This is a genomic window from Nocardioides imazamoxiresistens (genome assembly GCF_032378595.1).
Classification (GTDB): domain Bacteria; phylum Actinomycetota; class Actinomycetes; order Propionibacteriales; family Nocardioidaceae; genus Nocardioides; species Nocardioides imazamoxiresistens.
On the sequence record NZ_JAVYII010000005.1, the window covers coordinates 369,058 to 394,751 of the forward strand.

Below are 25,694 nucleotides of genomic sequence, written 5' to 3' on the forward strand. Positions count from 1 at the left end.
GAGGCCACACCGGCCCGGGCGGTGCCGGGCGTCGGGAGCGCCTGGCGGCCTCGTCGGTGGACGGTCGGTGGAGGTCCGTAGCATGACGGGCGTGACGACGACTGACGCTCCCGCCGCTCCGACCGCCCCCACCCGCGCCTGGGGCGTCGGCCTCGCCACCGTCGCCGCCGACGGCACGGTGCTCGACGTGTGGTTCCCCGCCCCCGCGCTGGGCGAGGCCCCGACGGCCGACGGCGACGGGCCGGTCGACGCCGCCGCGGGCTCCGACCTGGACGCGCTGGCCGGGGTCGACGAGCTGCGCGGCGTGACCCGCGAGGTGCGCCACGTCGTGGCCGACCTGCAGTCCGCGCCGACCTCGACCGAGGACGTCTGGCTGCGCCTGCACCTGCTCTCCGCGCGCCTCGTCGCGCCCCACTCGATCTCGCTCGACGGCCAGTTCGGCCTGCTGGCCAACGTGGTGTGGACCTCCGCCGGGCCGTGCGCGGTCGAGGGCTTCGAGCTCACCCGCGCCCGCCTGCAGGCGGCCGGGGTGCACGTCAGCGTCTTCGGTGTCGACAAGTTCCCCCGGATGACGGACTACGTGGTGCCCACGGGCGTCCGGATCGCCGACGCCGACCGCGTCCGCCTCGGCGCCCACCTCGCGTCCGGCACGACCGTCATGCACGAGGGCTTCGTGAACTTCAACGCCGGCACGCTCGGCGCGTCCATGGTCGAGGGCCGCATCTCGGCCGGCGTCGTGGTCGGCGACGGCTCGGACGTCGGCGGCGGCGCCTCGATCATGGGCACGCTCTCGGGCGGCGGCAAGCAGGTCATCTCGGTCGGGCGCCGCTGCCTGCTCGGCGCCAACGCCGGTCTGGGCATCTCGCTCGGCGACGACTGCGTCGTCGAGGCGGGCTGCTACGTCACCGCCGGCTCGAAGGTCACCGTCCTCGAGCCCGGCGCCGAGCCCCGCGTCGTGAAGGCCGCCGACCTCTCGGGCGCCTCCAACGTGCTGTTCCGCCGCAACTCCGTCTCCGGCGCCCTCGAGGCCGTGCCGTGGAAGAGCGAGGGCGTGTCCCTCAACGCAGCGCTGCACGCGAACGACTGACGTCGGGCCGGCCGGCCCGGAGGGAGGAGACCCGTGCGCGCCCGTCGTGCGTTGACCGTCCTGGTCGTCACCGGCCTCGTCGCCGGCGTGGTCGTCGTGGCCGGCGTCTGGGTGGTGCGCAGCGTGCAGGACCTGCTGCCCGGCGCCCGCGGCTGCGTCGCGAGCGTCGAGGACCTCGAGGTGGAGCTCACGCTCGAGCAGGCCGAGAACGCCTCGCTGATCGCCGCCGTCGGGATGGAGCGTGGCCTGCCCGCCCGGGCGGTCACGATCGCGCTGGCGACGGCGTACCAGGAGTCCAAGATCCGCAACCTCTCCTACGGCGACCGCGACTCGGTCGGGATCTTCCAGCAGCGCCCCTCCCAGGGCTGGGGCACGGTCGACGAGCTGCAGGACCCCTACTACGCGACGGCCGCGTTCTACGACGCGCTCGTCGACGTGGAGGGGTACGCGGACATGCCCGTCACCGTCGCGGCGCAGGCGGTCCAGCGCTCGGCGTACCCGGACGCGTACGCCGACCACGAGGCCGACGCCCGCGTGCTGGCCTCCGCGCTGACCGGGTGGTCGCAGGCGGCCTTCACCTGCAACGTCGACGGTGACCCGCGCGACGAGGCGGACGCCGCGGCCGACGAGGCGTCGGTGGCCGAGACCGGCCTGACGGTGCGGGCGGCGACGCTGCGCACCGAGCTCGCCGCGGCCTACGGCGAGCTCTCCCTCGGTGGGTTCGCGCCGGGCGGCGTCGACTCGGGCCACTCGGCCAACTCCGCGCACTACGACGGCCGGGCCATCGACGTGTTCACCCGGCCCGTCACCGACGAGACGCAGCGGCTCGGCTGGTCGGTGGCGCAGTACCTCGTGGCGCACGCCGAGCGGCTCGACGTCGCGACCGTCATCTACGACGGGCAGATCTGGACGGCGCGGCGCTCGGGCCAGGGATGGCGCACCTACGACATCGACACCTCGGACGTGGACGCGGCGACGGCCGCGATCCTGGAGCACCGCGACCACGTGCACGTCGACGTGCACTGACCCGCACGCCGCCTCCGCACCTCAGCGCTGTCGCAAGAGAGTCGCAAGACCCCTCCGATGCGGCGCGTGCCTGCCGCAGGGTCCTCCCGAGGAGGACACCATGCGGATGATGGACCAGGAGCACGCGCGCGCCGGCCGGCCCGTCGCGCCCTCGCTGCACGCCGGCATCGTGGCGGCCGTGCCCGACGCGGTCGTCGTCGTCGACGACGCCGGACTGATCGTCCTCGCCAACCCGCACGTCACCGAGGTCTTCGGCTGGGCCGAGCACGAGATCTGCGGACAGCCCGTCGAGGTGCTGATGCCGCCGCGCTTCCGGGCCCTGCACCCGGGGCGGCGCGGCGGCTACTCCGGACACCGGATGGACCTGCTCGAGCTGCGCGGCCACCGCAAGGACGGCACCGAGTTCCCCGCCGAGATCTCGCTCGCGACGATCGAGGAGGACGGGCGCCGCTGGGTGTGCGCGACCGTCCGCGACATCACGGCCCGCAAGCGCTCCGAGGAGCGCTTCCGCCAGCTCGTCGACGCCGCGCCCGACCCGCTCGTCATCACCGACGCGGCGGGCACCATCGTCCTGGCCAACCAGCAGGCGCAGGCGGTGTTCGGGTACGCGGGTGACGACCTGGTCGGCCAGCCCATCGAGATCCTGGTGCCGGCCCGGCACCGGGAGGGGCACCGGCGGATGCGTGCGGCGTTCGCCGCGGCCCCGGACGTACGCCCGATGGGCTCGGGACGCGAGCTGTACGCCCTGCACCGCGACGGCCACGAGATCCCCGTCGAGATCTCCCTCGCGCCGCTCGTGACCGACGACGAGCTGCTGCTGTCGGCCTCGATCCGCGACCTCAGCGAGCGCAACCGGATCCAGGCCCAGGTCGACCAGGTGCGCGAGGACCTGGTCGCGACGGTGTCGCACGAGATGCGCACCCCGCTGACCTCGATCATCGGCTACCTCGAGCTCGTCCTCGACGACGAGCCCCTGCCGGCGCAGACCTCGAGCATGCTCGAGATCGTGCGGCAGAACGCCCACCGCGAGCTGGCGCTGGTCAACGACCTGCTGACGGTCGCCTCCGTCGGCGACGAGGGCCCCGGCGCGGACGTGGTGGACCTGGGCGCGCTGGTGCGCGCCTCGGTGGCCCAGGCCCTGCCCGTCGCGGCCGGTCGCGGCGTGAGGCTCGGCGTGTCGCCCGGCCACGGCGCCGCCCTCGTGCGGGGCCGCTCCCACCGGCTCCGGCAGGTCGTCGACAACCTGGTCTCCAACGCCCTGAAGTTCACGCCTGCGGGCGGCACCGTGACGGTCTCCAGCGGTGACGTCGACGGGCGCGCCAGCATCACGGTCACCGACGACGGCGTCGGCATCGAGGCGGACGAGCTCCCGGTCGTCTTCGAGCGGCTCTACCGCACGCCGTCCGCGATCGCCGCCTGCACCCCGGGCGCCGGGATCGGTCTGTCGCTGGTCAAGGCCATCACGCAGGCCCACGGGGGTCGCGTCGAGGTGACGAGCGCCGTCGGTGAGGGCTCGACCTTCCGGGTCCTGCTGCCGTACGCCGCCTGAGCGGCGGGGTACGCGCGGGATCAGGCGAGGCGGGCGGCCGCGGCCTCGACGCGCTCGTCGGTCGCGGTGAAGGCGATGCGCACGTGCTGGGCGCCGGCGGCGCCGTAGAACGAGCCGGGCGCGACCAGGATGCCCCGCTCGGCGAGCCACGCGACCGTGTCCCAGCAGTCCTCGCCGCGGGTGCTCCACAGGTAGAGCGAGGCCTCGGAGTGGTCGATCCGGAAGCCGGCGCGCTCGAGCGCACCCCGCAGCAGGGCGCGGCGCGCGGCGTACCGGCTGTGCTGCTCGGCCACGTGCTCGTCGTCGTCCAGCGCTGCGGCGGTCGCGGCCTGCACGGGCGCCGGCACGATCAGCCCGAGGTTCTTGCGCACCGCCAGCAGCTCGGCGACCACGGCGGGGTCGCCGGCGACGAACGCGGAGCGGTAGCCGGCCAGGTTCGAGCGCTTCGACAGCGAGTGGACCGTCAGGATCCCCTCGTGCGAGCCACCGCAGACGTCCGGGTGCAGCACCGAGACCGGCGGGCGCTGCTCGTCCCACGCGCACTCGAGGTAGCACTCGTCGGAGACCAGCAGGGTGCCGCGCTCGCGGCACCACTCGACCACCTTGCGCAGGTGCTCGACCGGCAGCACGCGGCCCGTCGGGTTCGACGGCGAGTTCAGCCACAGCAGGGCCGGCACCTCGGGGCCGATCGCGGTCAGCGAGTCGGTCGCCAGGTGGCGGGCGCCCGCAAGGGCGGCGCCGACCTCGTAGGTCGGGTAGGCGAGCTCCGGGTAGACGACCAGGTCGCCCGGCCCGATCCCGAGGTGCACGGGCAGCGCACCGATCAGCTCCTTGGAGCCGACGCTGGGCAGCACCCCGTCGAGACCGAGCCCGGTGACGCCGAAGCGGCGACCGAGCCAGTCCACGACCGCCTGCCGCAGCCGCGGCGTGCCGATCGTGGTCGGGTAGCCGGGCGCGTCGGAGGCGGCCGCCAGGGCCTCGCGCACCAGCGCGGGGGTCGGGTCGACGGGCGTGCCGACCGACAGGTCGACGATGCCGTCGGCGTGCGCGCGGGCCGTCGCGGCGTGCTCGGTCAACGAGTCCCAGGGGAAGTCCGGGAGCTGCGCGGAGACACGGCGGCGCTGCGGCCCCCGGGGAGCGCTCACTCCTGGTTCTGGGGCGGGAGGGCGGCGATGAACGGGTGGTCCCCGTCGATCACGCCCATCTTCGCCGCGCCACCGGGGGAGCCCAGGTCGTCGAAGAAGTTCACGTTCGCCGCGTAGTACTCCTTCCACTCCTCCGGGGTGTCGTCCTCGTAGTAGATCGCCTCGACGGGGCAGACCGGCTCGCAGGCGCCGCAGTCGACGCACTCGTCCGGGTGGATGTAGAGCATCCGCTTGCCCTCGTAGATGCAGTCGACCGGACACTCGTCGACGCACGCGCGGTCCATCACGTCCACACACGGCTGGGCGACGACGTAGGTCATCTGTTCGATCCTCCTGAGACGAGCGGCGTTCGGGGGTGCACGGTGGTCGATCGGGCGGCCTCCGCGGCGCGGCGAGCGCGCGAGCACCAGCCTAGTATCCGCACGGTGGCCTCCCCCGACGAACTCCGACATGTGGGCTCCCCCACCCCTGGTGCCACCGCCGGCCCCGCCACCGGTGCCCACCAGCTCGGCCCGCACGTGGTCGGCCAGCGCGTGGTCGTGCGTCGACTGGTACCCGGCGAGACCGGTCCCACCGGGGGCCCGGCGTTCACCGACCTCCTCGGCGTGGCCGAGGAGTGGGAGCCGGACCTGGTCGTGCGCGGCGAGGACGGCGTACGCACCGTGGTCCCGCGGTCGCTGATCGTCTCGGGCAAGCCGGTGCCCCCGCGTCCGTCGCCCCTGCTGCGGGTCCCCGCGGCGACCGCCCAGCGCCGGATCCGCGCGATGTGGGCCGGCGAGACCGCGGAGCTGGGCGAGTGGCTGCTCCAGGTCACGCCGCCCTTCGGCGGCAGGGTGCGCCGACGCGCCAACTCGGTGCTCGCCTACGGCGACCCGGGCCGTCCCGTGGCCGAGGCCGCGACGGCGGCGACCGCCTGGTTGCGCGAGCGCGACCGCTCCCCGGAGGCCGCGGTCGAGGTCGGCTCGCGCACCGAGGCGGCCCTGCGCGACCTCGGCTGGAGCGAGCCCGCCGACTTCGCGGGCCACGCCGTGGCCGTCCGGCTCGCGTCGACCTCGCGGGTGCGCCGCGCCCTGCGCGCGCTCCCCCGCCCCGCTGCCGCGCCGCCGGGCGCCGAGGTGTCGCTGACGGTCGCCGCGGACCCGGGCGTCGACCGCGTACGCGCCGTGCTCCCGGCCGCGGGCGACCTCGAGGTCGCCGGGGTCGGGCTCGCCGGGGGCGCGCTGGAGGTGGCCGGCGACTGGGCCTGCCTGCACGACCTGCGCACCGACCCCGCCCACCGCCGCCGCGGCCACGCGATCGCGGTGGTCGACGCGCTCGTCGACGCGGCCGCCGAGCGGGGGGCGACCACGCTGGCGCTGCACGTGCTGACCACCAACGCCGCCGCGTCGGCGCTCTACGAGCGGCTCGGGTTCGTCACGCACCACACCACGACGTACCTCGCCCCGCCCGCCTGAGCGAGCCGGCCGGGCTCAGCCCTCCGGGTCGGCCGGGGTCGACGGCGGCTGCTCGGGCGCGGGCTCCTGGGACGGCTGCTCGCTCGGGGCGGGCGCCGGCGGCGGGTCCGGCTCGGGCTGCTCGCAGCGGATCGTCGGCGTGGGGCTGTAGGTCCAGCTGAAGTCCTCGCGCTTCACGACCTCGTCGGTGCCCGGGCGCTTGAAGATCCGGTCGTAGTCGACGCTGAAGCCGCGCGAGCCGCTCTGCGTCTGGCAGTCGGAGGTGGTCAGGGTGCGGGTGCTGGAGTCGGTGTAGGCGTAGCGTCCCGACACGTCCGACTCGATGTCCCAGACCTTCGTCGACCACATCCGCACCGTGATCGAGCCGCGGTTGCCCGGGCTGCTGGGGCTCAGGACCGCCTGCACGAGCACGCCGTACTCCGTGTCGTTCTTGAACTGCAGGTCGACGGTCGGCCAGGCCACGGTGGCCTCGCGGCCCTCCGGGTAGCGGTCGATGTAGAGCGAGTGCGGCTTGTGCTCGACGTCCTCGAGACCCGCGAAGTACGCCGCGTTGAACGTCGTCGTCGCCATCTGGGAGACGCCGCCGCCGGGCTCGGAGCGGAAGACCCCGTTCGAGATGATGAAGCCGTCGGTGAAGCCGTTCTCGTAGGTGCGCTCGCCGGTCGTGTCGTTGAGCGAGAACGTGTCGCCCGGCTGCAGCAGGGTGCCGTCGACCAGCTCGGCGGCGCGGCCGATGTTCGTGTTCCGGTAGGCCGCGTGCGGGTAGTAGGTCGTGAACTCGCTGACCTCCTCGACCACGCCCAGCGCCTCGGCGTCCTCGGTGGTGAACTCCGGCTCCACCGCCTCCGCCTCGATCGTGCCCTCACGGCTGCCGTCGGGGGCGGTGACCAGGGTCGTGAACACCTCGGCGAGGGTCTCGGGGAGGTAGTCGACACCGGGCTGCGCGGGCACCACGACCGGTGCGCCGTCCTGGATCTCGATCGAGGCGTCCTGCGGGCGTCCCGGGTCGCCGACCCGGCCGTCGACGACCTGGCGCAGGACCTCGCCGTCCACGCGGCCCACCAGGGCGCCGTCCTCGACCACCATCGACAGCGCCGGGGCGTACTCCGCCGGCTGCAGCGTCACCGGCGTCTCGCCGAAGACGAGCGTGACGGGCGCGGAGACCGCAGGCTCCGCGAAGTCGGCCAGGGCCGCGTCGATGTCGGCACGGTCGATCTCGGGGGTGACCTCGACGAGCTCGAGCGCGGCCGCCGGGTCCTCGGCGACGTACGCCTCCTCGAGCGCGGTCGTCGCGGCCTCCCGGTCGAAGCCGCGGCCCGCGGCCGGCTCCGTGACCTGCACCTGGCCGTCGGGGAAGGCGATCGCGCCCTCGACCGGTGCCTGGCCGGCGGACTCCTCGAGCCCGGTCAGGAACTCGTCGACGGCGCCCGCGTCGCTGGTGACCACGGCGGGCAGGTCCTTCCCGCCGGTGAAGTAGCCCCACAGCCGCGCCGGGCTCCAGCTGCGACGACCGCCCGCGGCGGCCACGGACTCCTCGTGGTCCACGGCCAGCGACACCTGCGCCGGCGCGAGGTCGGCGGCGACCGACGTCTCCTCGACCGCGACCTGCAGCGGTCGGGTCTCACGCTCGGCGAGGGCGTCCTCGAGGGTCGCCACGGCCTCGGAGCGCGTCTGGCCGCCGATGTCGACGCCGGCCACGGTCGTGCCGCGGGCGACCTTGTCGCCCGCGATGGCGTAGGCCCCGGCGTACAGCCCGCCGAGCAGCAGCAGGACCGCCAGCACGCCGACGGCCACGAACCGTCCACGCCGTCGGGACCTGGGGGCGGCAGCGCTCACGCCGGTCTCGCTCTCCTCGTCGGCCCCGTCGGGGCCGGCTGCGTTCTCCTCGCGCGCCCGGGCGGCCGCGACCGCCGCGACGAGCGGTGACACCGGGCGGGTGGTGTCGTCGGCGTCGTCGGCGTCGTCGGCGTCGTCGGCGTCGTCGGCGTCGTCGGCGTCGTCGGCGTCGTCGGCGTCGTCGGCGCCGTCGGCGTCGGCGTCGGCGTCGGCGTCGGCGTCGGCGTCGTGAGAGTCACCGGGCGCCTCGTCGTCGGCCCGCACGGCGGGTCGCTCGGCCGTGTCGTCGAGGTCGCGCGCAGCGGCCCCGGCGGCCCCGGGGTCGCCGGCGGTCAGGTCCGGGCGGTCGGCGGCCTCGCGGTCGCTGCCCTCGAGGGGGCCGCCCGCGCCACCGTTCCCGGACTCGTTGGCGTCAGTCACGTCCGTCATCGTAGGGAACGCGCCGGACACCGGCGATTCGGCGTGTCGCCCCTCACCCTTCGGGATGGGGTCGGCCGCCGTTCGCCCGGCGACCGCCGCGCGCCACGGCGACGATCCCGACGAGGGCGACGCCGAAGGTCAGCGCCAGCAGGACGTACCCGTTCGTGGACGCGGCCACCAGGTAGTCGCCCTCGCGTCTCGGAGCGACGGCGAGCAGCACGAGCCCCACCCAGCCCAGGACGAACGGACCGCGCGCCCACAGGGCGGCCGGCGCCACGACCAGCGCGGCGACGGTGCCGGCGACGGCGAGGAGCAGCCCCCACCATGAGGAGTGGACGACGACCGCCGACAGGCCCGTCATGGCGCCGGCGAGCAGCGCGGCGACGCCGGCCAGGACCCGCTGGCCCCGCGACGGCTCGGCGGACTCGCTCACAGCCCCGCGAACAGGTCCGTCTCGAGGCCGTCGGGCCCGACGGGCCCCTGCGTGCCCTTCGCGAGCCGGTAGTGCTCGACGCCCCAGATCTCGTTGCCGATGTTGTTCGACAGCGCGAAGAACGGCCCGTCGACGGTGATCTGGGTGGCGTGCGCGCGCATCGCGGCCATCTTCGCCTCGGCGGCCTCGGGACCCGCGTCCACGACGGCGGCCAGGTCCTCGTCCGGCGAGGCCATCGGGATCGGGCCCTCGGGGTCCATGCCCTCGAACGTCGTGGTGTCCCCGGCCGCCCGCAGGCGTCGCAGCCCCTCGCGCATGCGCGACTGGGACATGGCGCCCCAGTAGATCTTGGCGACCTCGTGCGCCTCGCCCAGGTCGCGCCGGTAGGAGGGCACGGCAGCCAGCTGCGAGGCGTACATCGCCACCCGGTGCGCCTGGATGTGGTCGGGGTGCCCGTAGCCGCCGAACTGGTCGTAGGTCACCAGCACCTGCGGCCGCACCTCGCGCAGGACGGCGACCAGGTGGTCGGCAGCCTCGGTGAGGTCGGCGTTGGCGAAGGCGCGCTCGTCGGTCTCGTCCGCGGCGATCGCGTGGCCGTCGGCGTGCCACTTCATCCCGGAGTCGCGGTAGCGCCCGAACCCGCCGAGGAACCGGTGGTCGGTGACGCCCAGCTCGGCCATCGCGTCGGCCAGCTCGCCGCGGCGGTGCTCGCCCAGGCCGTCCGTGCGGTCGGCCGCCAGGTGCTCCAGCTCGGGGACGAGGATCTCGCCCATCTCACCGGCCGTGCAGGTCACGAGGGTGACGCCGCGGCCCTGCGCCGCGTAGCGCGCCATCGTGGCGCCCTGGCCGATGGACTCGTCGTCGGGGTGGGCGTGCACGAGGAGCAGCCGCTGGTCGTGCGTGGAGGGGGTCACCGTCACGGATCGAGAGTACGACCGCGCACCGACAGCCTCCCGTTCAGGGGCGCTTGATCCGTCGGGGCGCCGTCGGCAGCTCGAGGGGTACGCCCACCTGCCGCGGCGCCGCGCCGTCCCCCGGACCGTCCCCCGCGTCCACCCAGCCGTCGTGCTCCTCGACCGCGAGCTCGACCAGCGCCTGCGGCGCGTCGGTCACGACCGCCCAGGGATGGTCCTCGTCGTCGTCCTCGCCGGAGAGCCGCTCGCGGACCACGTCCGCCGCGTACCCGTCCGCCCGCAGCCGGGCCGCCAGGGCCTCGGCGTCCTCCGCCTCGAACACGATCGCACGCACGCGCCCGATTCTGCCCGAGCCGAGCCCGGGCGGTGCCGGTGGCACGCGGGCGTACCCCTGCCGTCGGACTTCCCGGTCAACCGGGGACTCCGACACCTGGCTACCGTCTCGACGGCAGCCAAGTGCCAAAGTTTGTCCTTAACCGGGAACTCCGACGCCGCGGGGGCGAGGCACGGAGGCGTCAGGAGATGACGCGCAGGCGCACGGTCCCGCCGATGCCGCGCAGCTCGTCGAGCGCGGCCGTGGGGATCGGGGAGTCGGTGTCGGTGACCGCGTAGCCGAGGTCGCCCCGCGTCGCCAGCGACTGGTAGCCGATGTTGATCTGGTGACGGCCCAGGATCTCGTTCAGCCCGGCCAGCACGCCCGGCACGTTCTCGTGCAGGTGGGTGATGCGCTGGGTGTGCGGGGTCCGCTCCGGCATCAGCGTCGGCAGGTTCACCGACAGCGACGTCGCGCCGCGGCGGACGTAGTCGCGCAGCTTCGTGCCGACGAAGCGCCCGATGTCCTCCTGCGCCTCCTCGGTGGAGCCGCCGACGTGCGGCGTCAGGATCACGTTCGGCAGCCCGCGCAGCGGCGAGTCGAACGAGTCCCCGCGCTTCTTCGGCTCCTTCGGGAACACGTCGACGGCCGCGCCGGCGAGGTGGCCCGAGACGAGCGCGGCGCGCAGCGCGTCGTAGTCGACGACGAAGCCGCGCGAGAGGTTGAGGAACAGCGAGCGCGGGCGCATGAGGGCGAACTCGGCCGCGCCGAACACGCCGGCGTTGGCCTCGCGGCCGTCGACGTGCAGCGTGATCGTCTCGGCGACCTCGAGCAGCTCGGCCAGGGAGCTGCAGCGCGTCGCGTTGCCCAGCGAGAGCCGGTCGTCGACGTCGTAGAAGAACACGCGCATGCCGAGGGCCTCGGCCACGACCGAGAGCTGCGAGCCGATGTTGCCGTAGCCGACGATGCCGAGCGAGCGACCCCGGATCTCGTGGCTGCCGTCGGCGGACTTGTCCCACACGCCGGCGTGCAGGGCCTTGTCGCGCTCGGTGAGGCGCCGCGCCATCGCGATGATGTTCGCGATGGCGAGCTCGACCACGGAGCGGGTGTTGGAGTAGGGCGCGTTGAACGTCGCGATGCCCTTGGCCGCCGCGGTGCGGAGGTCGATCTGGTTGGTGCCGATGCAGAAGGCACCGATGGCCGTCAGGTCGCCGCGGGCCTCGAGCACCCGGGACGTGACCTCGGTCTTGGAGCGGATGCCGAGGAGGTCGACGCCGTCGAGCGCCTCGATCAGCTCGTTCTCGTCGAGCGCACCGGAGTGCTCCTCGACGGTGAAGCCCGCCTCGGTGAGCAGCTTGCCGGCGGTCGGGTGGAGGTTCTCCAGGAGAAGTGCACGCACGACGTCGAGTGTCCCACCACCCGCGTCGACCGGCCGCATCCTCACGCATCGCGAGACGCCCGCCCCGCACCACCTCCTGGCTACCGTGGCCGGATGCCGACGCCCATCTTCGTCCGCCGCTCCCGCTCGCGTGCCGGCCTGGTCGGGGCCCTGGTCGACCGCGCGGCGCCGGGCGACGTCGTACGCCCCGGGCTCGCCGCCCTGCTCGACGACCTGCCCCGGCGCCTGCACCGGGTGCCGCTGCCGTTCCTGCTCGGCCGGCGGGTGCGCGCGGCCTACGGCTGGGAGGCCTCCGACCGCACCGACGAGCAGTGGTGGCCGCAGGGCGTCACGACGGCGGACGACGCCCGGGCCACCGGGCACGCCCCGGCGGGGCTCGGTGACCGCGACGTCGCGGTGGTCACCTGGTACGCCAAGCACGACCAGGGAGTACGCCTCACGTTCGTCGACCTGCGCTCCCGTCGCTACCGCCACGTCCTGCTGGTGACGCCGGTGGAGCGCTACGACGGCTCGGTGGGCCTCGACCCCGTGAAGGCGCACGCGGGCGGGATCGTGTGGGCCGGCTCGTGGCTGCACGTCGCCGCGACCGGCAAGGGATGCGTCTCGGCGCACCTGGACGACCTGCTGTGGCTGGCGCACCCGCGGGCCGTCAACCGGACCTTCGGCCACCGCTGGGTGCTGCCCACCCGGGTCGACCACCGCGGCGGCGCCGACGAGGGCGCCGCGAAGCTGCGCTGGTCCTTCCTGTCCCTCGACGCCGGCGCCGGCTCCGCCACCCCCACCGACGCCGACGGGCCATCCGTGCTGGTCGGCGAGTACGGCCGCGGCGACGCCTCCACCCGCCTGGCCCGCTTCCCCCTGCAGCCCGACGGACGCTTCCTGCCCGACGCCGACGACGCCCGGACCACGCGGGCCGTCGAGGTCGTCGACGCCGCGCTGCCCGGGATGCAGGGCGTCGCCGCGGTGGACGGCCGCCTGCACGTCACGACCTCGCACGGCCCCTGGGGCCCGGGGTCGGTGCACGTGCGCGACGGCGGCGGGTGGACGCGTACGCCCGCGGCGACGCCGATGGGCCCCGAGGACCTCTCGTACTCGGCGCGCACCCGGAGCCTGTGGACCCCGACCGAGCACCCGCGGCGCCGCTGGCTGGTGTCCCTGCGCCCGACGTACCGCGCCTGAGGGGCGAGGCCCGGGTCTCAGGCGCGCGGCACGCGGGCGAGCTGGCGCGCCTGCGCGACGAGGCGGCCGGCGGAGTCCCAGATCTCGCAGTCCTCCTCGAAGAAGCCGCCCGCGACGTTGCGGGTGTGCTGGCGCAGCCGCAGCCAGCCGTCGGCCGGCACCGCGCGGACGTGGACGGTCAGCTGCACCGTCGGCGCCCAGCCCGGGCGGCCGAGGTCGAACGTCACGGGCGGCATCGCGTCGGCGACCATCAGCAGCGCCAGCGGGTCCGGCTCGCGGTCGGGGAAGCGGAACCAGGCACGCAGCTCGCCGCGGCCCGAGGGGCGCCCGGCGACCCAGCCGGCGCACGCGGGGTCGAAGCGCATCTCGAAGCGCTCCACGAGCGGGGCGAGGCGGCGGAACTCCGGCGGGGCGTCGGAGGAGACCGGGCACTCCTCGACCGGCGGCAGGGCCGGCGGCTCGCCGGTGGTCGCGACCTCGTCGCTCAGCAGCGTGAGGTCGCTGAAGGTCGCGAGCGCGGAGATCCGCAGCGCCCCGCCCTGGGAGAGCTCGACGGCGACGGACGTGAGGGTGCCGTGCCGCAGCACGCGGGTCACCACCTCGGCGGGGCCGGCGGTGGAGGCGCCGACATAGGTCGCCGCCAGCGTCACGGGGTCGGGGCGCTCGGGCACCGTGCGGCGCACCGCCTCGCCGAGGAGGGCGAGCAGGAAGCCGCCGTTGATGCCGCCGCCGACCGACCAGCCGCCGGGCAGATCCGCGGCGAAGCGGCGCTCGTCGTCGCCCTCGGCGCCGCCGGTCGGGGTCAGGTCGAGGTCACGGTCCAGCTCGGGGAGCCCCAGGGTCTCGTTCACGGACTCAGGGTACGGGCGGACGTCCTCGGCGTGACCACGAGGCCCATCGAATCGGCGCGCCGCACGCTGCGGCACTAGACTCGCTGCGGCCCCGGTCGCGCCACGACCCGCGCGGGCCCCCAGCACCCTCGACGGAAGTGACCCAGCCACGCCATGACCACCCTCCGTTCCGACCTGCGCAACGTCGCGATCGTCGCGCACGTCGACCACGGCAAGACCACGCTCGTCGACGCCATGCTGCGCCAGGCCGGTGCCTTCACCGAGCACGAGGCCGAGAGCGTCGCCGACCGCGTCATGGACTCCGGCGACCTCGAGCGCGAGAAGGGCATCACGATCCTCGCGAAGAACACCGCGGTGCGCTACACGGGTCCCTCGGCGCCCGGCGGCATGACGATCAACATCATCGACACCCCGGGCCACGCCGACTTCGGCGGCGAGGTCGAGCGCGGCCTGTCGATGGTCGACGGCATCGTCCTGCTGGTCGACGCCTCCGAGGGCCCCCTGCCGCAGACGCGCTTCGTGCTGCGCAAGGCGCTCAACGCCGACATGCCGGTGATCCTGGTCGTCAACAAGACCGACCGCGGCGACGCCCGGATCTCCGAGGTCGTCGACGAGTCGTACGAGCTGTTCATGGACCTCTTGGACGACTCGCACAGCCAGGACGCACTGGACTTCCCGGTCGTGTACGCCTCGGGCAAGGCCGGCATCGCCTCGCTGACGCAGCCGGAGAACGGCACGATGCCCGAGGGCTCCGACCTCGAGCCGCTGTTCAAGACGATCCTCGACACGATCCCGGCCCCGAAGTACGACGAGGGCGCGCCGCTGCAGGCCCACGTCACGAACCTCGACGCCTCGCCGTTCCTCGGCCGTCTGGCGCTGCTGCGCATCCACCAGGGCACCCTGCGCAAGGGTCAGACCGTCGCGTGGATGCAGCGCAACGGCGAGACGAAGAACGTCCGGATCACCGAGCTGCTCGTCACCGAGGGCCTCGAGCGCAAGCCGGGCGAGTCGGCGGGCCCCGGCGACATCGTCGCGGTCGCGGGCATCCCGGAGATCATGATCGGCGAGACCCTCGCCGACGCCGAGAACCCGGTCGCGCTCCCCCTGATCCACGTCGACGAGCCGGCCATCTCGATGACCATCGGCACCAACACCTCGCCGCTGGTCGGCAAGGTCAAGGGCTCGAAGGTCACCGCGCGTCTGGTCAAGGACCGACTGGACTCGGAGCTGATCGGCAACGTGTCGCTGCGCGTCCTGCCGACCGACCGCCCGGACGCCTGGGAGGTCCAGGGCCGTGGCGAGCTGGCGCTCGCGATCCTCGTCGAGCAGATGCGCCGCGAGGGCTTCGAGCTCACCGTCGGCAAGCCGCAGGTCGTCACCAAGGAGGTCGACGGCAAGGTCCACGAGCCGACCGAGCGCCTGACGATCGACGCGCCGGAGGAGTACCTCGGCACGATCACCGAGCTGCTCGCCACCCGCAAGGGCCGCATGGAGGGCATGACCAACCACGGCACCGGCTGGGTGCGCATGGAGTTCGTCGTGCCGGCGCGCGGCCTGATCGGCTTCCGCACCGAGTTCCTCACCGAGACCCGCGGCACGGGCATCGCGCACTCGATCTCCGAGGGCTACCAGCCCTGGGCGGGCGAGATCCGCTCGCGGGCCTCCGGCTCGCTGGTGGCCGACCGCAAGGGTGCGGCGACGGCGTACGCCATGACCTCGTTGCAGGAGCGCGGCGTCATGTTCGTCGAGCCCGCGACCGAGGTCTACGAGGGCATGATCGTCGGCGAGAACTCGCGCGCCGACGACATGGACGTGAACATCACCAAGGAGAAGCAGCAGACCAACATCCGGTCGGCGACCTCGGACAACTTCGAGAAGCTGATCCCGCCGCGCAAGCTGTCGCTCGAGCAGTGCCTCGAGTTCTGCCGCGAGGACGAGTGCGTCGAGGTGACGCCGGAGATGGTCCGCATCCGCAAGGTCGTCCTGGACGCCAACGAGCGCGCCAAGATCGCCTCGCGGGCGCGCAAGAGCAAGTAAGCCCGTGACCGGGGAGGCGGCGGACCGCGCCGAGCGGCTGGCGACGTGGCTCGAGGAGCTCGGGCTCGTCGACCAGCTCGCGGCGGCCGGTCTGCCGACCTTCCGGCGCGGCCACGACGGGGCGCCCCACTGGGCCGACCCGAAGACGGGTGAGCCGCTGACCACGGCGCAGGTCGCGGAGCTCGACGACCTGCTCCACCAGCAGGGCGAGGAGCCCGCCCACGCCGTCCCGGTCGCGCTCGTCCAGCTGCGCCGCAAGGCCGCCGTGCGCGCGGCGCTGCTGGAGACCCCGTGGCACTCGTACGCCTCCCTGGCCGCCGTGCGCGGCGCCTCGGAGAACGCGACCCGTTTCGCCGTGCACAAGGCGGCCGAGCGGGCCGCGCTGCTGGTGGTCGCGCACGAGGGCGCCACCCTCGTGCCTGCCTTCCAGCTCACGGACACCGGCGAGCTGCGCCCCGAGCTGGGCGCGGTGCTGGAGCCGCTGCTCGCGGCGTCGATGGACCCGTGGCAGGTGTGGACGTGGCTGACGCAGCCGGCCGGGCTGCTCGGCGGGGCCGTCCCCCACGAGGCCGCGCGCGACGCCGACGAGCTGCCGATCGTGCGCCACGCCGCGGTGCGGCTCGCCGAGCGGGCCCGCGCCGCCGACGCCTGACCCGCATCGGTCGGACGGCCCGGTCGGACGCCTCGCTCAGACGGTCCGCAGGCGCGCGACCCAGTACTGCACGCCGTAGGGCGCGCCGTCGTGGAGCACCTCGGTGCGCCACCGCTCCCCCGCTGCCGCGCCGGCCTGCAGCCGACGCCCCAACGCCGCGAGCGGGGCGGCGTCGGCCCACAGCTGCGCGGCGAGGTCGAGGTCCAGGTCGGCGAGCCGGTCGCCGTCGGCAGCGGCCAGCGCCCCGCCGAGCGCGGCGTCGAATCCCTCCGCGCGCTCGTCGAGGTGGCCCGGGGCCTTCTCGGTGCGGGTCGCGGAGCCGTTGCCGACCACGAGCACCGCCCGCGCCCCGGCCGGCACCTCGGTGTGCACGGTGACCTCCGCCCCGTCGAGCAGGTGGCGCGCCACCCGCTCCCCGGCGCCGACGGTGACCCCGCGGCGTACGTCGTCGGCGCTCGCGGGGCCGGTCACCACCGCGACGCGGTCGGAGGCCTCACGCAGCAGGCGTACGCCCTCCAGCGCCGCCGCGCGCAGCTCGGCCACGGGGTCGGTGAGGCCCGCGTGGGCGGGCAGCAGCGCCGGTACGCCCGGCAGCACCAGGACCTGCGTCGGGTCGTGCGTCATGCGCGGCGGGCTCAGGAGCCGTGGTGCGGCGGGACCTGCGCGCGGAGCCAGGCGTCGGAGGGCGTCTCGGCGCCACCCGACCCGCCGGCAGGCTCGTCGCGGTCGTCACCGGTCTGCTCGGGCAGCACGTCGCCGAAGACGGCCGCCAGGCGCCGGCGCCGCTGCTCGGGCGTCTCGTCGACCATCAGGAGCACAGGCCGTTCTGGCGGGCGACGTCCTCGGGCGTGAGGCCCTCGACCGGGTTCTCGTCGGTCGCCTCGTCCTCGGTGCCGTCGTCGGTCGGGTCCGTCGTCGCGTCGTCGGTCGTGGAGGTCTCCGGCGTGCCGCTGGCGTCGCCGGTGCTGATCGACCCGCCCGACTCCTCGGCGGTGATCGCGCCCTCGAGGAACTCGCCGGAGAGCGGCTGGTCGGTGCGGATCAGCTCCCACAGGTCGTCGGCGTCCTCCGTCCAGATCAGACGGTTGGGGTCGACCTCCCACTCCTCGTTCGGGACGGTGATGAACTGGATGTTGTCGACGCCGATGCCGTTGAACTGCAGGCCGAGGTCGGCGAGGCGCCCGACGCTCGCGTACTCCTCCGTGATGGTCATCGAGCGCGTCGTCGCGTCGAGGAAGTCGTAGACGGCCGTCGGGCTCGTCAGCGTCTCCGCCGAGACGACCTTGTTGGCGAGCGAGGCGAGGAACGCCTGCTGGCGCTTCATCCGGCCGATGTCGCCGTTGATGGAGAGCTGGTGGCGCTCACGCACGTAGATCAGGGCCTCCTCGCCGTCGGCGGTGAAGGTGCCCGACTTCGGCAGCGCCTTGTTGTAGCGGCTCTCCTCGATGGGCTCGGTGAGGCAGACCTCCACGCCACCGATGGCGTCGACCATGTCCTCGAACCCGCCGAAGTCCATCTCGACGACGGCGTCGACGTAGATGCCGGTCAGCTCCTCGACGGTCTCCTGCGTGCACAGCGGCCCGCCCTCGCTGTAGGCCGTGTTGAACATGACCTCATCGGCGCCCGGGATGGTCTCAAGGTCGGAGTCGCGGCAGTCCGGACGGTCCACGATGGCGTCGCGCGGGAGGCTGACGCCGTAGGCGAACTCCCGGTTCGCCGAGAGGTGCAGGATGATCGTGGTGTCGGAGCGCGACTTGCCGCCGTCCTCCTTGTCGGACCCGATCAGCAGGATGTTCAGCGCGTCGTGGGGCTCGTCGGCGGCCGTGATCTTGTCCGGTCGGTCGCCAAGGATCTCGTCCACGTTGTCCAGGCCCGTGATGTTGTCGCTGAGCTGGCGGAACAGGAACGTGACGGCCATGCCGGTGACGATCACGAGGGTGAGCGTGGTCGCGAGCACGGCGCGCAGCACGGTGTGGCGGCGCTTGCGGCGGGCGCGGCGCTTGGGCATCCCGGACACGGGTCGACTCCTGGGTGTGGGCGTCAGGCAGGTGCAATCTACGCAAGGGGGGCGGCTCGTGCGGCATCGCGGACGACGTCACAGCGTGTTCTCAGACGCCCCTCACCTCGTGATGACGCGCCCGATGGCCCCGGGGTTGCACGCCTGGGCGGGTCGGACGGCCCGCCGTGCGGGTGGCAGGATGAGCCGGACGCCCCAGTAGCTCAGCGGATAGAGCAGCCGCCTCCTAAGCGAAAGGTCGCAGGTTCGACTCCTGCCTGGGGCACCACGTCGCCGCCGACGGGCAGCGACCCGACGCCCGGTTCAGCCGTGCAGGCGCGCCGGCAGCGTCGCGTACCCCCGCAGGATCCTGGTCTCCCGACGCCGGGCCCCCGCCTCCAGGACCAGGTCCGGGAACCGCTCGTGGAGCGTGCGCAGCCCCACCTCCCCCTCCATCCGCGCGAGCGCGGCGCCCAGGCAGTAGTGGCGCCCGGAGGAGAAGGACACATGCTGGTCCGCCTCGGCGCGCGTGACGTCGAAGCGCTGCGGGTCGGGGAAGACCTCGGGGTCCCGGTTGGCGGCGGCGAGCAGCGTGGTGACGACGGCGCCGCGCGGGACGGCACGGCCGCCGAGCTCGGTGTCCCTCACGACGGTGCGGCCGGTGAGGAGCACCGGCGGGTCGTAGCGCAGCACCTCGTCGACCGCGCGCGGCCACAGGTCGGGGTCGTCGAGCAGCGTCCGCAGCTGGTCGGGGTGGCGCTGCAGCAGGGCGATGCCGTTGCCGAGGAGATTGACCGTGGTCTCGAAGCCGGCCGCCAGCACCAGGCCCGCGGTCGCCTTGAGGTCCAGGTCCGTGAGCCCCGCGCCGTCGTCGTCCCGTGCGAGCACGAGCTGGCTGAGCAGGTCGTCCCCGGGGCTGCGCCGCACGGCCTCCATGTGGTCCTCGAGCCAGTCCTCGAAGGACCGCAGGGACCGCTCGACGGCGCGGAAGCGACCGAGCGGCAGCCCCATGTCGAGGCTCGGCGCGGCGCCCTCCCCGAACTGCAGCACCCTGTCCCGCTCGCCCTGGGGCACCCCGAGGATCTCGGCGATGACGGTCACGGGCAGCAGGGCGCAGTACCGCTCGACCAGGTCCACGCTCGCGCCCCGGCTGGCCTCGAGGTCGTCGAGCAGCCGGTCGGCGATCTCCTGGGTGCGCTCGCGCAGGCCCTTCACCGCCTTGACGGAGAACACCCGTGTCACGAGCTTGCGGTAGCGCGTGTGCTCCGGCGGCTCCACCGCGAGCAGCGAGGGGGGCGTGAGCGGACCGATGGGCGTGCTGCGGTCGGCCCAGCGCCGGACGGGGCCGAGGAACCCGCCGGCCCCGACGTCGATGCCGACCCGCACGTCGGGACTGCCCAGCACCTCCTTGACCACCGGGTGCGACGCCGTGACGTAGGCGAACGCGCTGCGGTGGATCGGGCCCCGGGAACGCACCTCCTCGAACAGGTCGAGCGGCAGGCTGCCGTCGGCCCGGTCACCGCTGCCCGACGCGGTCGCCAGGATCAGCTGTGCCTGCAGGTCGCCGCGGCGCGCACCCGCCTGGATGCCGACGCGGGGCACCGCGTGGCCGAGACCCCAGCGGGTCAGGGACGCCGCCTCGTCGAGGAGCCGCACCACGGACCTCCGATCGTTCGATACCGACTGGTATCCAATACCCTGCGGTATCGTGCCCGGCGTGTCAACCACGCCCGGCCGCCGACGCCCTCCGCGGGCCGAGGTGCGCCGCACCCTCCTCGAGGCCGCGGCCCGCGTCTTCGCCCGGGCCGGCATCGACGCCGCGTCCCTCGAAGAGGTGGCCGCGGAGGCGGGGCTCACCAAGGGTGCGATCTACTCGAACTTCGCCGGCAAGGACGACCTCGTCGAGGCCGTGGTCGCGGAGAACCTGCGCTCCGACGTCGACCTCGGACTGGCTGCGGTCGAGGCCGGCGGCTCCATGGTCGAGCGCGCCCAGGCGCTGGGCGACGAGCTGACCCGCAGCTTCGTGCGCCAGCCGGAGCGGCACATGCTCTTCCTCGAGCTGTGGCAGCGGGAGGTGCGCGCCGCACCGGGCGGCCAGGTCCGCGACGACACGCTGATGACGCACCGGCGCGACCTGCACGACACCGTCACCGCGGCCATCGCGGAGCACGCCGCCGACACCGGTGCCGTGCTGCCGATGCCCCCGGAGCAGCTGGCGACGGTGCTGCTCGCGCTCTCGCACGGCTTCGCCATCGAGCTGCAGCTCGACGGCGACCGCGTCCCCGACGACCTCTTCGGTCAGGTGCTCGCGCTGCTGGTGCGGCAAGGACCGACCGGCACGGGAGCAGCCGGTCTCACCCCAGGTACGGCTCCGCCCACGCGCTGACGAGCCGGGCGGCGCGCTGCGCCTGGCCGGGGGCGGTCAGCAGGTGGTCGGCGCCCTCGAGCGCGACGAAGCTGCGCGGGTGGCGGGCGCGCTGGAAGATCTCGCTGGCGTTGCCGACCCCGACCGTGTTGTCGGTCGGCGAGTGCAGCACCAGCAGGGGGCGGCGCAGGCGGTCGATGCGGTCGCGGAACTCGGCGCGGCGGACGTCCTCGACGAAGGCCCGGGTCAGGGTCAGCGCCTTGCCGCCGACCCGCCACTCGGCCTCGCCGTCGTCGAGCACGCGGTCGACGAGCGCGTCGTACTGGTGCTCCGCGTGGCCCGGGTCGACCGGCGCCGCGATCGAGGCGACGGCCGCCACCTCCGCCCCGTCGGAGGCCGCCGCGATCGCCGCCGCCCCGCCCCACGAGTGCCCGACGAGCAGCGACGCGGGCGTGCCGCGCTCGGCCATGAACTCGACGGCTCGGCGCGTGTCGGCGACCTTCACCGTGAACGACCCGTCGCCCCACTCCCCCTCGGAGTCGACGAGCCCGAGGGCGTCGAAGCGCAGCATCCCGATGCCCTCGCGGGCCAGCTGCTTGCAGACCCGGGACGCGGCCGGCGAGTCCTTGCCGAGCGTGAACCCGTGGACGAAGACGCCCCACCCCCGCACCGGGCCCTCGGGCTCGTCGACGAGACCCGCCAGCGACGGTCCGGTCGAGCTGGGGAACGACACGCGTACGGCCACGACTTCTCCTCCTGGGGCGACGACGCGGACCGTTCTACGTCACTACCTGCCGGTACGCGGCGAGATGGCGTGGCGCCGCGGTGCGACGCGCGCGACACTCACCACGTGACGTCCATGCGCCCGTCCGCCGGCTCCGCGCCCTCCCCGGGTTCCGCACGCGCCGCCCACGCCGTCCTGGCCGTGGTCGTCGCCGCGTCACTGGTGCTCCAGGTGGTCCTCGTGCTGGCCGGCGGCGAGGACGCCAGCTCGGGCGACGCCACCGACCAGGTGCCGCTCGGCACGCGGCTCGTCCGCCTCTTCAGCTACTTCACGATCCAGAGCAACGTGCTGCTGCTCGTGGCCTCCGCCAGCCTGGCCGTCCGACCGGGACGCGACGGACGCTGGTGGCGGGTGCTGCGCCTCGACGCCCTGCTCGGCATCCTCGTCACGGGCATCGTCTTCGCCACGGTCCTCGCGCCGATCGTCGAGGTGGAGGGTGCGGCCGCCTGGGCCAACACCGGCCTGCACTACGTCGCGCCGTGGGCGGCGCTGCTCGTCTGGCTCGTCGTCGGCCCGCGTCCGCGCATCGACGCACGCACGATCGCGCTCGCCTTCGGCTGGCCGGTCGCCTGGATCGCCTGGACGTTCCTGCACGGCGCGATCACGGACTGGTACCCGTACCCGTTCCTCGACGCCGCCGCCGAGGGGTACGCGGCCGCCCTGCTCGGCACGGGGGCCGTCGTGGTCCTCGCCGCCGTCCTGGTCGCGGCCCTGGCCGCGCTCGACCAGCGCCTGCCCCGCCGGGTCCCGGACGACGCGCCGCCGTCCCTACGATGAGCGCCGCGTCGGCCGCGGAGCCGGCGCGTGCAACGGGCGACGAGGGTGACGAGGGAGCGACGATGAGCTGGCCGGTCAGCGTGCTGGGAGCAGGGATCATGGGGGCCGGGATCGCGGTCGTGCTCGCCGAGGCGGGCCACGAGGTCCGGCTCTTCGACACGCGACCCGAGGTCGCGGAGGCGGTCGCCTCCCGCCACCCCGGGATCGAGGCGTACGCCGACCTGGCCGGCGCGGTCACCGGCACCACGCTGGTGCTCGAGGCCGTCGTGGAGGACCTGGCGGTCAAGCACGCGTTGTACGCGGAGGTGGAGCGGCACGCCGGTGACGCACCGATCGCGTCGAACACCTCCAGCCTGGTGCCGAGCGTCCTGGCCGCGGGGCTGCAGGACCCGGGCCGCCTCGTGATCGTGCACTTCTTCAACCCCGCCGACGTCGTGCCGCTCGTCGAGGTCGTGCCGTCACCGGCCACCCGGCCCGAGATCGTCGACGACGTCGTCGCCCTGCTGCGCGCGGCCGGCAAGCTCGTCGTGCCCCTGGCCCGCGAGGTGCCCGGGTTCGTGGCCAACCGGCTGCAGGCGGCGCTCGTGCGCGAGGCGCTCCACCTCGTGCGCGAGGGCGTCGCCACCCCCGAGCTCGTCGACACGGTGGTGACCGGCGGCCTCGGTCCGCGCTGGGCCGCGGCGGGGCCGTTCTCCGTCCTCGACCTCGGCGGCCTCGACACCTGGCGGTCGTTGACCGCGGTGATCTTCCCGGACCTCGCGGACGACGACGCTGCACCGCCGGAGCTGGTCGCCGCCGTCGAGTCCGGCGACCTGGGCGCGAAGACGGGCCGCGGCTTCCACGAGCACACGCCCGAGGGCGACGAGCGGACCCGGGCGGCGGTCCGGCGGGCGTTCGTGCGGGACTGAACCGGCCGTCAGCGCCCCGGGGCGCGCCGGGACGTCAGCACGAGCAGGGCGAGCCCGGCCAGCGCCAGCAGGACCCCGCCCGCGACCCCGCACCAGGCCCCCACCCACAGGTCGGCGGTGACCATCCCGCCCGTGGGACGGCCCCGGGCGTCCGTCCCGTCCCACAGCAGCACGTCGTCCCGGCCGGGCAGCGTGACGAGCCACGCCCCCGCCGCTCCGAGCGGCACGAGCGCGGCGGCTCCGACCCGGCGGGAACGGGCGGGCCTACGCCGGCACGCCGCGAGCAGCGCCACCACGACGGCCAGGCAGACCACGAGGTAGGCCGCGACGGCGGGCGTACCCAGCCTCTCACCGGCCCACAGCAGGTCGCGCCGCGACGCGGGCGACTCCTCGGCTACCCGCAAAGGCACGGCCAGCGCCGCGCCCATCAGCACGGCGCCGGCCACCGCGCCGCCCCTGGCGATCGCCTCGCGCACGTCCATCGGCTCCCCCGCCCCCGTCGGTGCGGCGACGCTAGCAGGACACGGTCACGAGCCCGTCCAGGTCGCGGTCGAACGCGACGTGAAGGCGGCGACCCCCGCGGCGAAGTCGGACGAGCCGTAGACCTCGGCCACGACGTCGTCGGCGTCCACCCTGCCCGCGGCGCGGTGCAGGCGTCGCAGGATCTCCTTGCCCGCGGCCATGGTCAGGGGGGCGTGGGCCAGGATCTTCTCCAGAACCCCCTCGGCGCAGGCGGTGACGTCCTCGTCGAGGCGCGAGACGAACCCCGCCTCGCGTGCCGTCTCCGCGTCCAGCAGGCGCGCGGTCGTGATCATGTCGATGGTCCGGGCGTGGCCGAAGTGGCGCATCGTCAGGGCGTAGCTGGCCGCCGAGAGCGTGTTGCCGAGCGTGCGGGCGATCGGGTAGCCGAAGCGCGACGACGGGTGCGCCACCCGCACGTCGGCGGCCGCGGCGATGGCGAGACCACCCCCGATGCAGAAGCCGTCGATCGCGGCGACGACCGGCACCCGCACGTCGAGCAGCCGACCGATGGTGGCGTCGATGGTGCGCTCGTACTCCACGCCCCGCGGCCCGTCGAAGCCCGCGAACTGCGCGATGTCGGTGCCGGCCACGAAGGCCTGGCCGCCGGCGCCGCGCAGGAGCACCGCGCGTACGCCCTCGTCGCCGTCGGCGCGCTCGCAGGCGGCGACGAGGCCCTCGTACATCGCGAAGGTCATCGCGTTGCGGGCCTGCGGCCGGTTGAAGGTGACCCGCAGGACGGAGCCGTCCAGCTCCACGACCAGCTCGTCGTTCACGACCGGACCCTCTCGGCGTCGGCGCCCAGCTCGGCGAGCACCGCGTCGGTGTCGGCGCCCAGCAGCGGGCCCGCGCTCCCCCGCCGCGCCGGGGTGCGGGAGAAGCGCATCGGCGAGCCGACCTGGCGCACGGCGCCCAGCGTCGGGTGCGGGGCGTCCCAGAAGAAGTCGCGCGCCTCGAGGGCCGGGTCGGCGAAGACCTGGTCGTAGGTCTGGATGGGCGCGCAGGGCACGCCCGCCGCCTGCAGCCGCTCGATCACGGTGTCGGTGGGCAGGTCGCCGGTGACCCGCTCGATGGCCGCGACGAGGTCGTCGCGGTGCGCCATCCGCTCGGCGTTGCCGGCGAACCGCTCGTCGTCCAGCAGCGCCGTGAGCCCGAGGGCCTCGCACAGGCGCTGCCACAGGCCGGGGGTGTTCGCGCCGATCGTGACGTAGCCGTCGACGGTGACGAAGGCCTGGTACGGCGCCTGGCTCTGGTGGGCGGAGCCCTGCGGGCCCGGCACCGTGCCGTCACCCAGGTAGCGCCCGGCCTCCCAGACGGCCAGGGAGACGCCGGACTCGTAGAGGGAGACGTCGAGGTACTGCCCGCGCCCCGACCGGTCCCGCTCGCGCAGGCCGGCGACGACGCCGAGGGCGACGTACATCGCGCACATCAGGTCGCACACCGGGACGCCCACCTTGGCCGGGCCGGCGTCCGGGAACCCCGTCACGCTCATCAGCCCCGAGCGCGCCTGCGCCATGATGTCCAGCCCGGGGAGGTCGGCCAGCGGGCCGTCCTGCCCCCAGCCCGACGCCGAGGCGTACAGCAGGCGGGGGTTCTCGGCCGCGAGGTCCTCGTAGCCCAGACCCATGCGGCGCATCGCGCCCGGCCGCAGGTTCTCCACCAGCACGTCGGCACGCGCGACCAGGTCGCGGAACGCCGCGCGCCCCTCCTCGCTCTTGAGGTCGAGGGCCACGGACTCCTTGTTGCGGTTGAGCCGCACGAAGGCCGAGCTCTCCCCGTCGACGAACGGGGCGTTGCCGCGCACGAAGTCGCCGGTGCCGGGAGCCTCGACCTTGACCACGCGGGCCCCCAGGTCGGCGAGCTGCGTGGCGGCGAAGGGCGCCGCGATGAACGAGCCGACCTCGACGACGAGGATGCCGTCGAGCGGGCCGGGAGCAGGTGACGTCACAGAGTAACCTCCGGTCGATTTCTGTATACCGTAGACCGTAGGCTGTGGTGTGGGCCACGGCAAGGCCGTCCGGCCCGGACCGGGAGGAGCCCTAGAGTGCGC

Annotated in this window: 26 protein-coding genes and 1 tRNA gene; 11 read left to right on the forward strand and 16 right to left on the reverse strand. The window is 74.4% G+C overall.

All coding sequences use genetic code 11. From position 1 onward, the window contains the following. Positions 1 to 82 precede the first annotated feature (82 nt). From dapD to RDV89_RS13305, 3 genes are all read left to right on the forward strand, one after another. A complete protein-coding gene (gene dapD / locus RDV89_RS13295) occupies positions 83 to 1,087 on the forward strand; it encodes a 2,3,4,5-tetrahydropyridine-2,6-dicarboxylate N-succinyltransferase (RefSeq protein WP_438823280.1) in 1,005 nt (334 codons plus the stop codon). Positions 1,088 to 1,120: 33 nt separating this feature from the next. Next, positions 1,121 to 2,113 carry a VldE C-terminal domain-containing protein gene (locus RDV89_RS13300; protein WP_315733536.1) on the forward strand — a complete coding sequence of 331 codons (993 nt, stop codon included), beginning with the start codon at positions 1,121 to 1,123 and terminating at the stop codon, positions 2,111 to 2,113. 100 nt (positions 2,114 to 2,213) lie between these two features. Further along, positions 2,214 to 3,662, forward strand: coding sequence for a PAS domain S-box protein (locus tag RDV89_RS13305; protein WP_315733537.1), 1,449 nt, complete (start codon positions 2,214 to 2,216; stop codon positions 3,660 to 3,662). 20 nt (positions 3,663 to 3,682) lie between these two features. Here the strand turns inward: RDV89_RS13305 and dapC are convergent, their stop codons facing one another. Both dapC and fdxA read right to left on the reverse strand, forming a co-directional pair. Further along, complete coding sequence (gene dapC, locus RDV89_RS13310) at positions 3,683 to 4,807, reverse strand: succinyldiaminopimelate transaminase (protein WP_315733538.1); 1,125 nt, start codon at positions 4,805 to 4,807, stop codon at positions 3,683 to 3,685. Next, positions 4,804 to 5,127, reverse strand: a complete 324-nt coding sequence (fdxA, locus tag RDV89_RS13315) for a ferredoxin (protein WP_315733539.1) — start codon at positions 5,125 to 5,127, stop codon at positions 4,804 to 4,806. The genes dapC and fdxA overlap by 4 nt, the downstream gene beginning before the upstream one ends. Before the next feature lie 105 nt (positions 5,128 to 5,232). Between fdxA and RDV89_RS13320 the strand changes: the two genes are divergently transcribed. After that, positions 5,233 to 6,261, forward strand: coding sequence for a GNAT family N-acetyltransferase (locus RDV89_RS13320; RefSeq protein ID WP_315733540.1), 1,029 nt, complete (start codon positions 5,233 to 5,235; stop codon positions 6,259 to 6,261). A gap of 15 nt (positions 6,262 to 6,276) precedes the next feature. Here RDV89_RS13320 and RDV89_RS13325 read toward each other — a convergent pair whose 3' ends face one another. From RDV89_RS13325 to serA, 5 genes are all read right to left on the reverse strand, one after another. Beyond that, positions 6,277 to 8,517 (reverse strand): VanW family protein, encoded by a 2,241-nt coding sequence (locus tag RDV89_RS13325; RefSeq protein WP_315733541.1) that lies wholly within the window; start codon positions 8,515 to 8,517, stop codon positions 6,277 to 6,279. A 52-nt stretch (positions 8,518 to 8,569) separates the two neighbouring features. Continuing rightward, a complete protein-coding gene (locus RDV89_RS13330) occupies positions 8,570 to 8,950 on the reverse strand; it encodes a hypothetical protein (RefSeq protein WP_315733542.1) in 381 nt (126 codons plus the stop codon). Continuing rightward, positions 8,947 to 9,870 (reverse strand): N-acetyl-1-D-myo-inositol-2-amino-2-deoxy-alpha-D-glucopyranoside deacetylase, encoded by a 924-nt coding sequence (gene mshB / locus RDV89_RS13335; RefSeq protein ID WP_315733543.1) that lies wholly within the window; start codon positions 9,868 to 9,870, stop codon positions 8,947 to 8,949. Before mshB ends, RDV89_RS13330 begins: the two co-directional genes overlap by 4 nt. Before the next feature lie 37 nt (positions 9,871 to 9,907). After that, positions 9,908 to 10,198, reverse strand: a complete 291-nt coding sequence (locus tag RDV89_RS13340; RefSeq protein ID WP_315733544.1) for a hypothetical protein — start codon at positions 10,196 to 10,198, stop codon at positions 9,908 to 9,910. A 181-nt stretch (positions 10,199 to 10,379) separates the two neighbouring features. Then, positions 10,380 to 11,576 (reverse strand): phosphoglycerate dehydrogenase, encoded by a 1,197-nt coding sequence (serA, locus tag RDV89_RS13345; RefSeq protein WP_315733545.1) that lies wholly within the window; start codon positions 11,574 to 11,576, stop codon positions 10,380 to 10,382. Between the two features lie 93 nt (positions 11,577 to 11,669). Here serA and RDV89_RS13350 point away from each other — a divergent pair, with 93 nt between their 5' ends. Continuing rightward, complete coding sequence (locus RDV89_RS13350; protein WP_315733546.1) at positions 11,670 to 12,755, forward strand: hypothetical protein; 1,086 nt, start codon at positions 11,670 to 11,672, stop codon at positions 12,753 to 12,755. 17 nt (positions 12,756 to 12,772) lie between these two features. On the opposite strand, the gene RDV89_RS13355 is transcribed toward RDV89_RS13350, so the two are convergent. Then, positions 12,773 to 13,606: a thioesterase family protein gene (locus tag RDV89_RS13355; RefSeq protein WP_315733547.1), complete on the reverse strand. Its 834-nt coding sequence runs from the start codon at positions 13,604 to 13,606 to the stop codon at positions 12,773 to 12,775. A 153-nt stretch (positions 13,607 to 13,759) separates the two neighbouring features. Between RDV89_RS13355 and typA the strand changes: the two genes are divergently transcribed. After that, positions 13,760 to 15,643: a translational GTPase TypA gene (typA, locus tag RDV89_RS13360; RefSeq protein ID WP_315733548.1), complete on the forward strand. Its 1,884-nt coding sequence runs from the start codon at positions 13,760 to 13,762 to the stop codon at positions 15,641 to 15,643. A 4-nt stretch (positions 15,644 to 15,647) separates the two neighbouring features. Beyond that, the gene (locus RDV89_RS13365) at positions 15,648 to 16,295 is read left to right on the forward strand and encodes a hypothetical protein (protein WP_315733549.1); all 648 of its coding nucleotides are present in this window, start codon (positions 15,648 to 15,650) and stop codon (positions 16,293 to 16,295) included. Between the two features lie 36 nt (positions 16,296 to 16,331). Here RDV89_RS13365 and RDV89_RS13370 read toward each other — a convergent pair whose 3' ends face one another. From RDV89_RS13370 to RDV89_RS13380, 3 genes are read right to left on the reverse strand one after another with little or no spacing between them, the layout of a single operon-like run. Next, complete coding sequence (locus RDV89_RS13370) at positions 16,332 to 16,919, reverse strand: class III extradiol ring-cleavage dioxygenase family protein (RefSeq protein ID WP_315733550.1); 588 nt, start codon at positions 16,917 to 16,919, stop codon at positions 16,332 to 16,334. Positions 16,920 to 16,930: 11 nt separating this feature from the next. Continuing rightward, positions 16,931 to 17,104 carry a hypothetical protein gene (locus tag RDV89_RS13375; RefSeq protein ID WP_315733551.1) on the reverse strand — a complete coding sequence of 58 codons (174 nt, stop codon included), beginning with the start codon at positions 17,102 to 17,104 and terminating at the stop codon, positions 16,931 to 16,933. After that, positions 17,104 to 18,303: an LCP family protein gene (locus RDV89_RS13380; RefSeq protein ID WP_315733638.1), complete on the reverse strand. Its 1,200-nt coding sequence runs from the start codon at positions 18,301 to 18,303 to the stop codon at positions 17,104 to 17,106. The genes RDV89_RS13375 and RDV89_RS13380 overlap by 1 nt, the downstream gene beginning before the upstream one ends. A gap of 201 nt (positions 18,304 to 18,504) precedes the next feature. Here RDV89_RS13380 and RDV89_RS13385 point away from each other — a divergent pair. Next, positions 18,505 to 18,580: transfer RNA gene (locus tag RDV89_RS13385), tRNA-Arg, on the forward strand. Positions 18,581 to 18,615: 35 nt separating this feature from the next. On the opposite strand, the gene RDV89_RS13390 is transcribed toward RDV89_RS13385, so the two are convergent. Next, the gene (locus tag RDV89_RS13390; RefSeq protein ID WP_315733552.1) at positions 18,616 to 19,950 is read right to left on the reverse strand and encodes a cytochrome P450; all 1,335 of its coding nucleotides are present in this window, start codon (positions 19,948 to 19,950) and stop codon (positions 18,616 to 18,618) included. Positions 19,951 to 20,008: 58 nt separating this feature from the next. Here RDV89_RS13390 and RDV89_RS13395 point away from each other — a divergent pair, with 58 nt between their 5' ends. Next, positions 20,009 to 20,677: a TetR/AcrR family transcriptional regulator gene (locus tag RDV89_RS13395; RefSeq protein WP_315733553.1), complete on the forward strand. Its 669-nt coding sequence runs from the start codon at positions 20,009 to 20,011 to the stop codon at positions 20,675 to 20,677. On the opposite strand, the gene RDV89_RS13400 is transcribed toward RDV89_RS13395, so the two are convergent. Next, positions 20,646 to 21,401 (reverse strand): alpha/beta hydrolase family protein, encoded by a 756-nt coding sequence (locus RDV89_RS13400; RefSeq protein WP_315733554.1) that lies wholly within the window; start codon positions 21,399 to 21,401, stop codon positions 20,646 to 20,648. The two genes, RDV89_RS13395 and RDV89_RS13400, sit on opposite strands and share 32 nt — an antisense overlap. A 114-nt stretch (positions 21,402 to 21,515) precedes the next feature. Between RDV89_RS13400 and RDV89_RS13405 the strand changes: the two genes are divergently transcribed. Continuing rightward, positions 21,516 to 22,217 carry a Pr6Pr family membrane protein gene (locus RDV89_RS13405; protein WP_315733639.1) on the forward strand — a complete coding sequence of 234 codons (702 nt, stop codon included), beginning with the start codon at positions 21,516 to 21,518 and terminating at the stop codon, positions 22,215 to 22,217. A 62-nt stretch (positions 22,218 to 22,279) separates the two neighbouring features. After that, on the forward strand, positions 22,280 to 23,125 hold the full coding sequence (locus RDV89_RS13410; RefSeq protein WP_315733555.1) for a 3-hydroxyacyl-CoA dehydrogenase family protein: 846 nt from the start codon (positions 22,280 to 22,282) through the stop codon (positions 23,123 to 23,125). A gap of 8 nt (positions 23,126 to 23,133) precedes the next feature. Here RDV89_RS13410 and RDV89_RS13415 read toward each other — a convergent pair whose 3' ends face one another. From RDV89_RS13415 to RDV89_RS13425, 3 genes are read right to left on the reverse strand one after another with little or no spacing between them, the layout of a single operon-like run. Continuing rightward, the gene (locus tag RDV89_RS13415; RefSeq protein WP_315733556.1) at positions 23,134 to 23,607 is read right to left on the reverse strand and encodes a hypothetical protein; all 474 of its coding nucleotides are present in this window, start codon (positions 23,605 to 23,607) and stop codon (positions 23,134 to 23,136) included. Between the two features lie 45 nt (positions 23,608 to 23,652). After that, the gene (locus tag RDV89_RS13420; protein WP_315733557.1) at positions 23,653 to 24,420 is read right to left on the reverse strand and encodes an enoyl-CoA hydratase; all 768 of its coding nucleotides are present in this window, start codon (positions 24,418 to 24,420) and stop codon (positions 23,653 to 23,655) included. After that, positions 24,417 to 25,592 (reverse strand): CaiB/BaiF CoA transferase family protein, encoded by a 1,176-nt coding sequence (locus tag RDV89_RS13425; RefSeq protein ID WP_315733558.1) that lies wholly within the window; start codon positions 25,590 to 25,592, stop codon positions 24,417 to 24,419. Before RDV89_RS13425 ends, RDV89_RS13420 begins: the two co-directional genes overlap by 4 nt. Between the last annotated feature and the right edge of the window lie 102 nt (positions 25,593 to 25,694).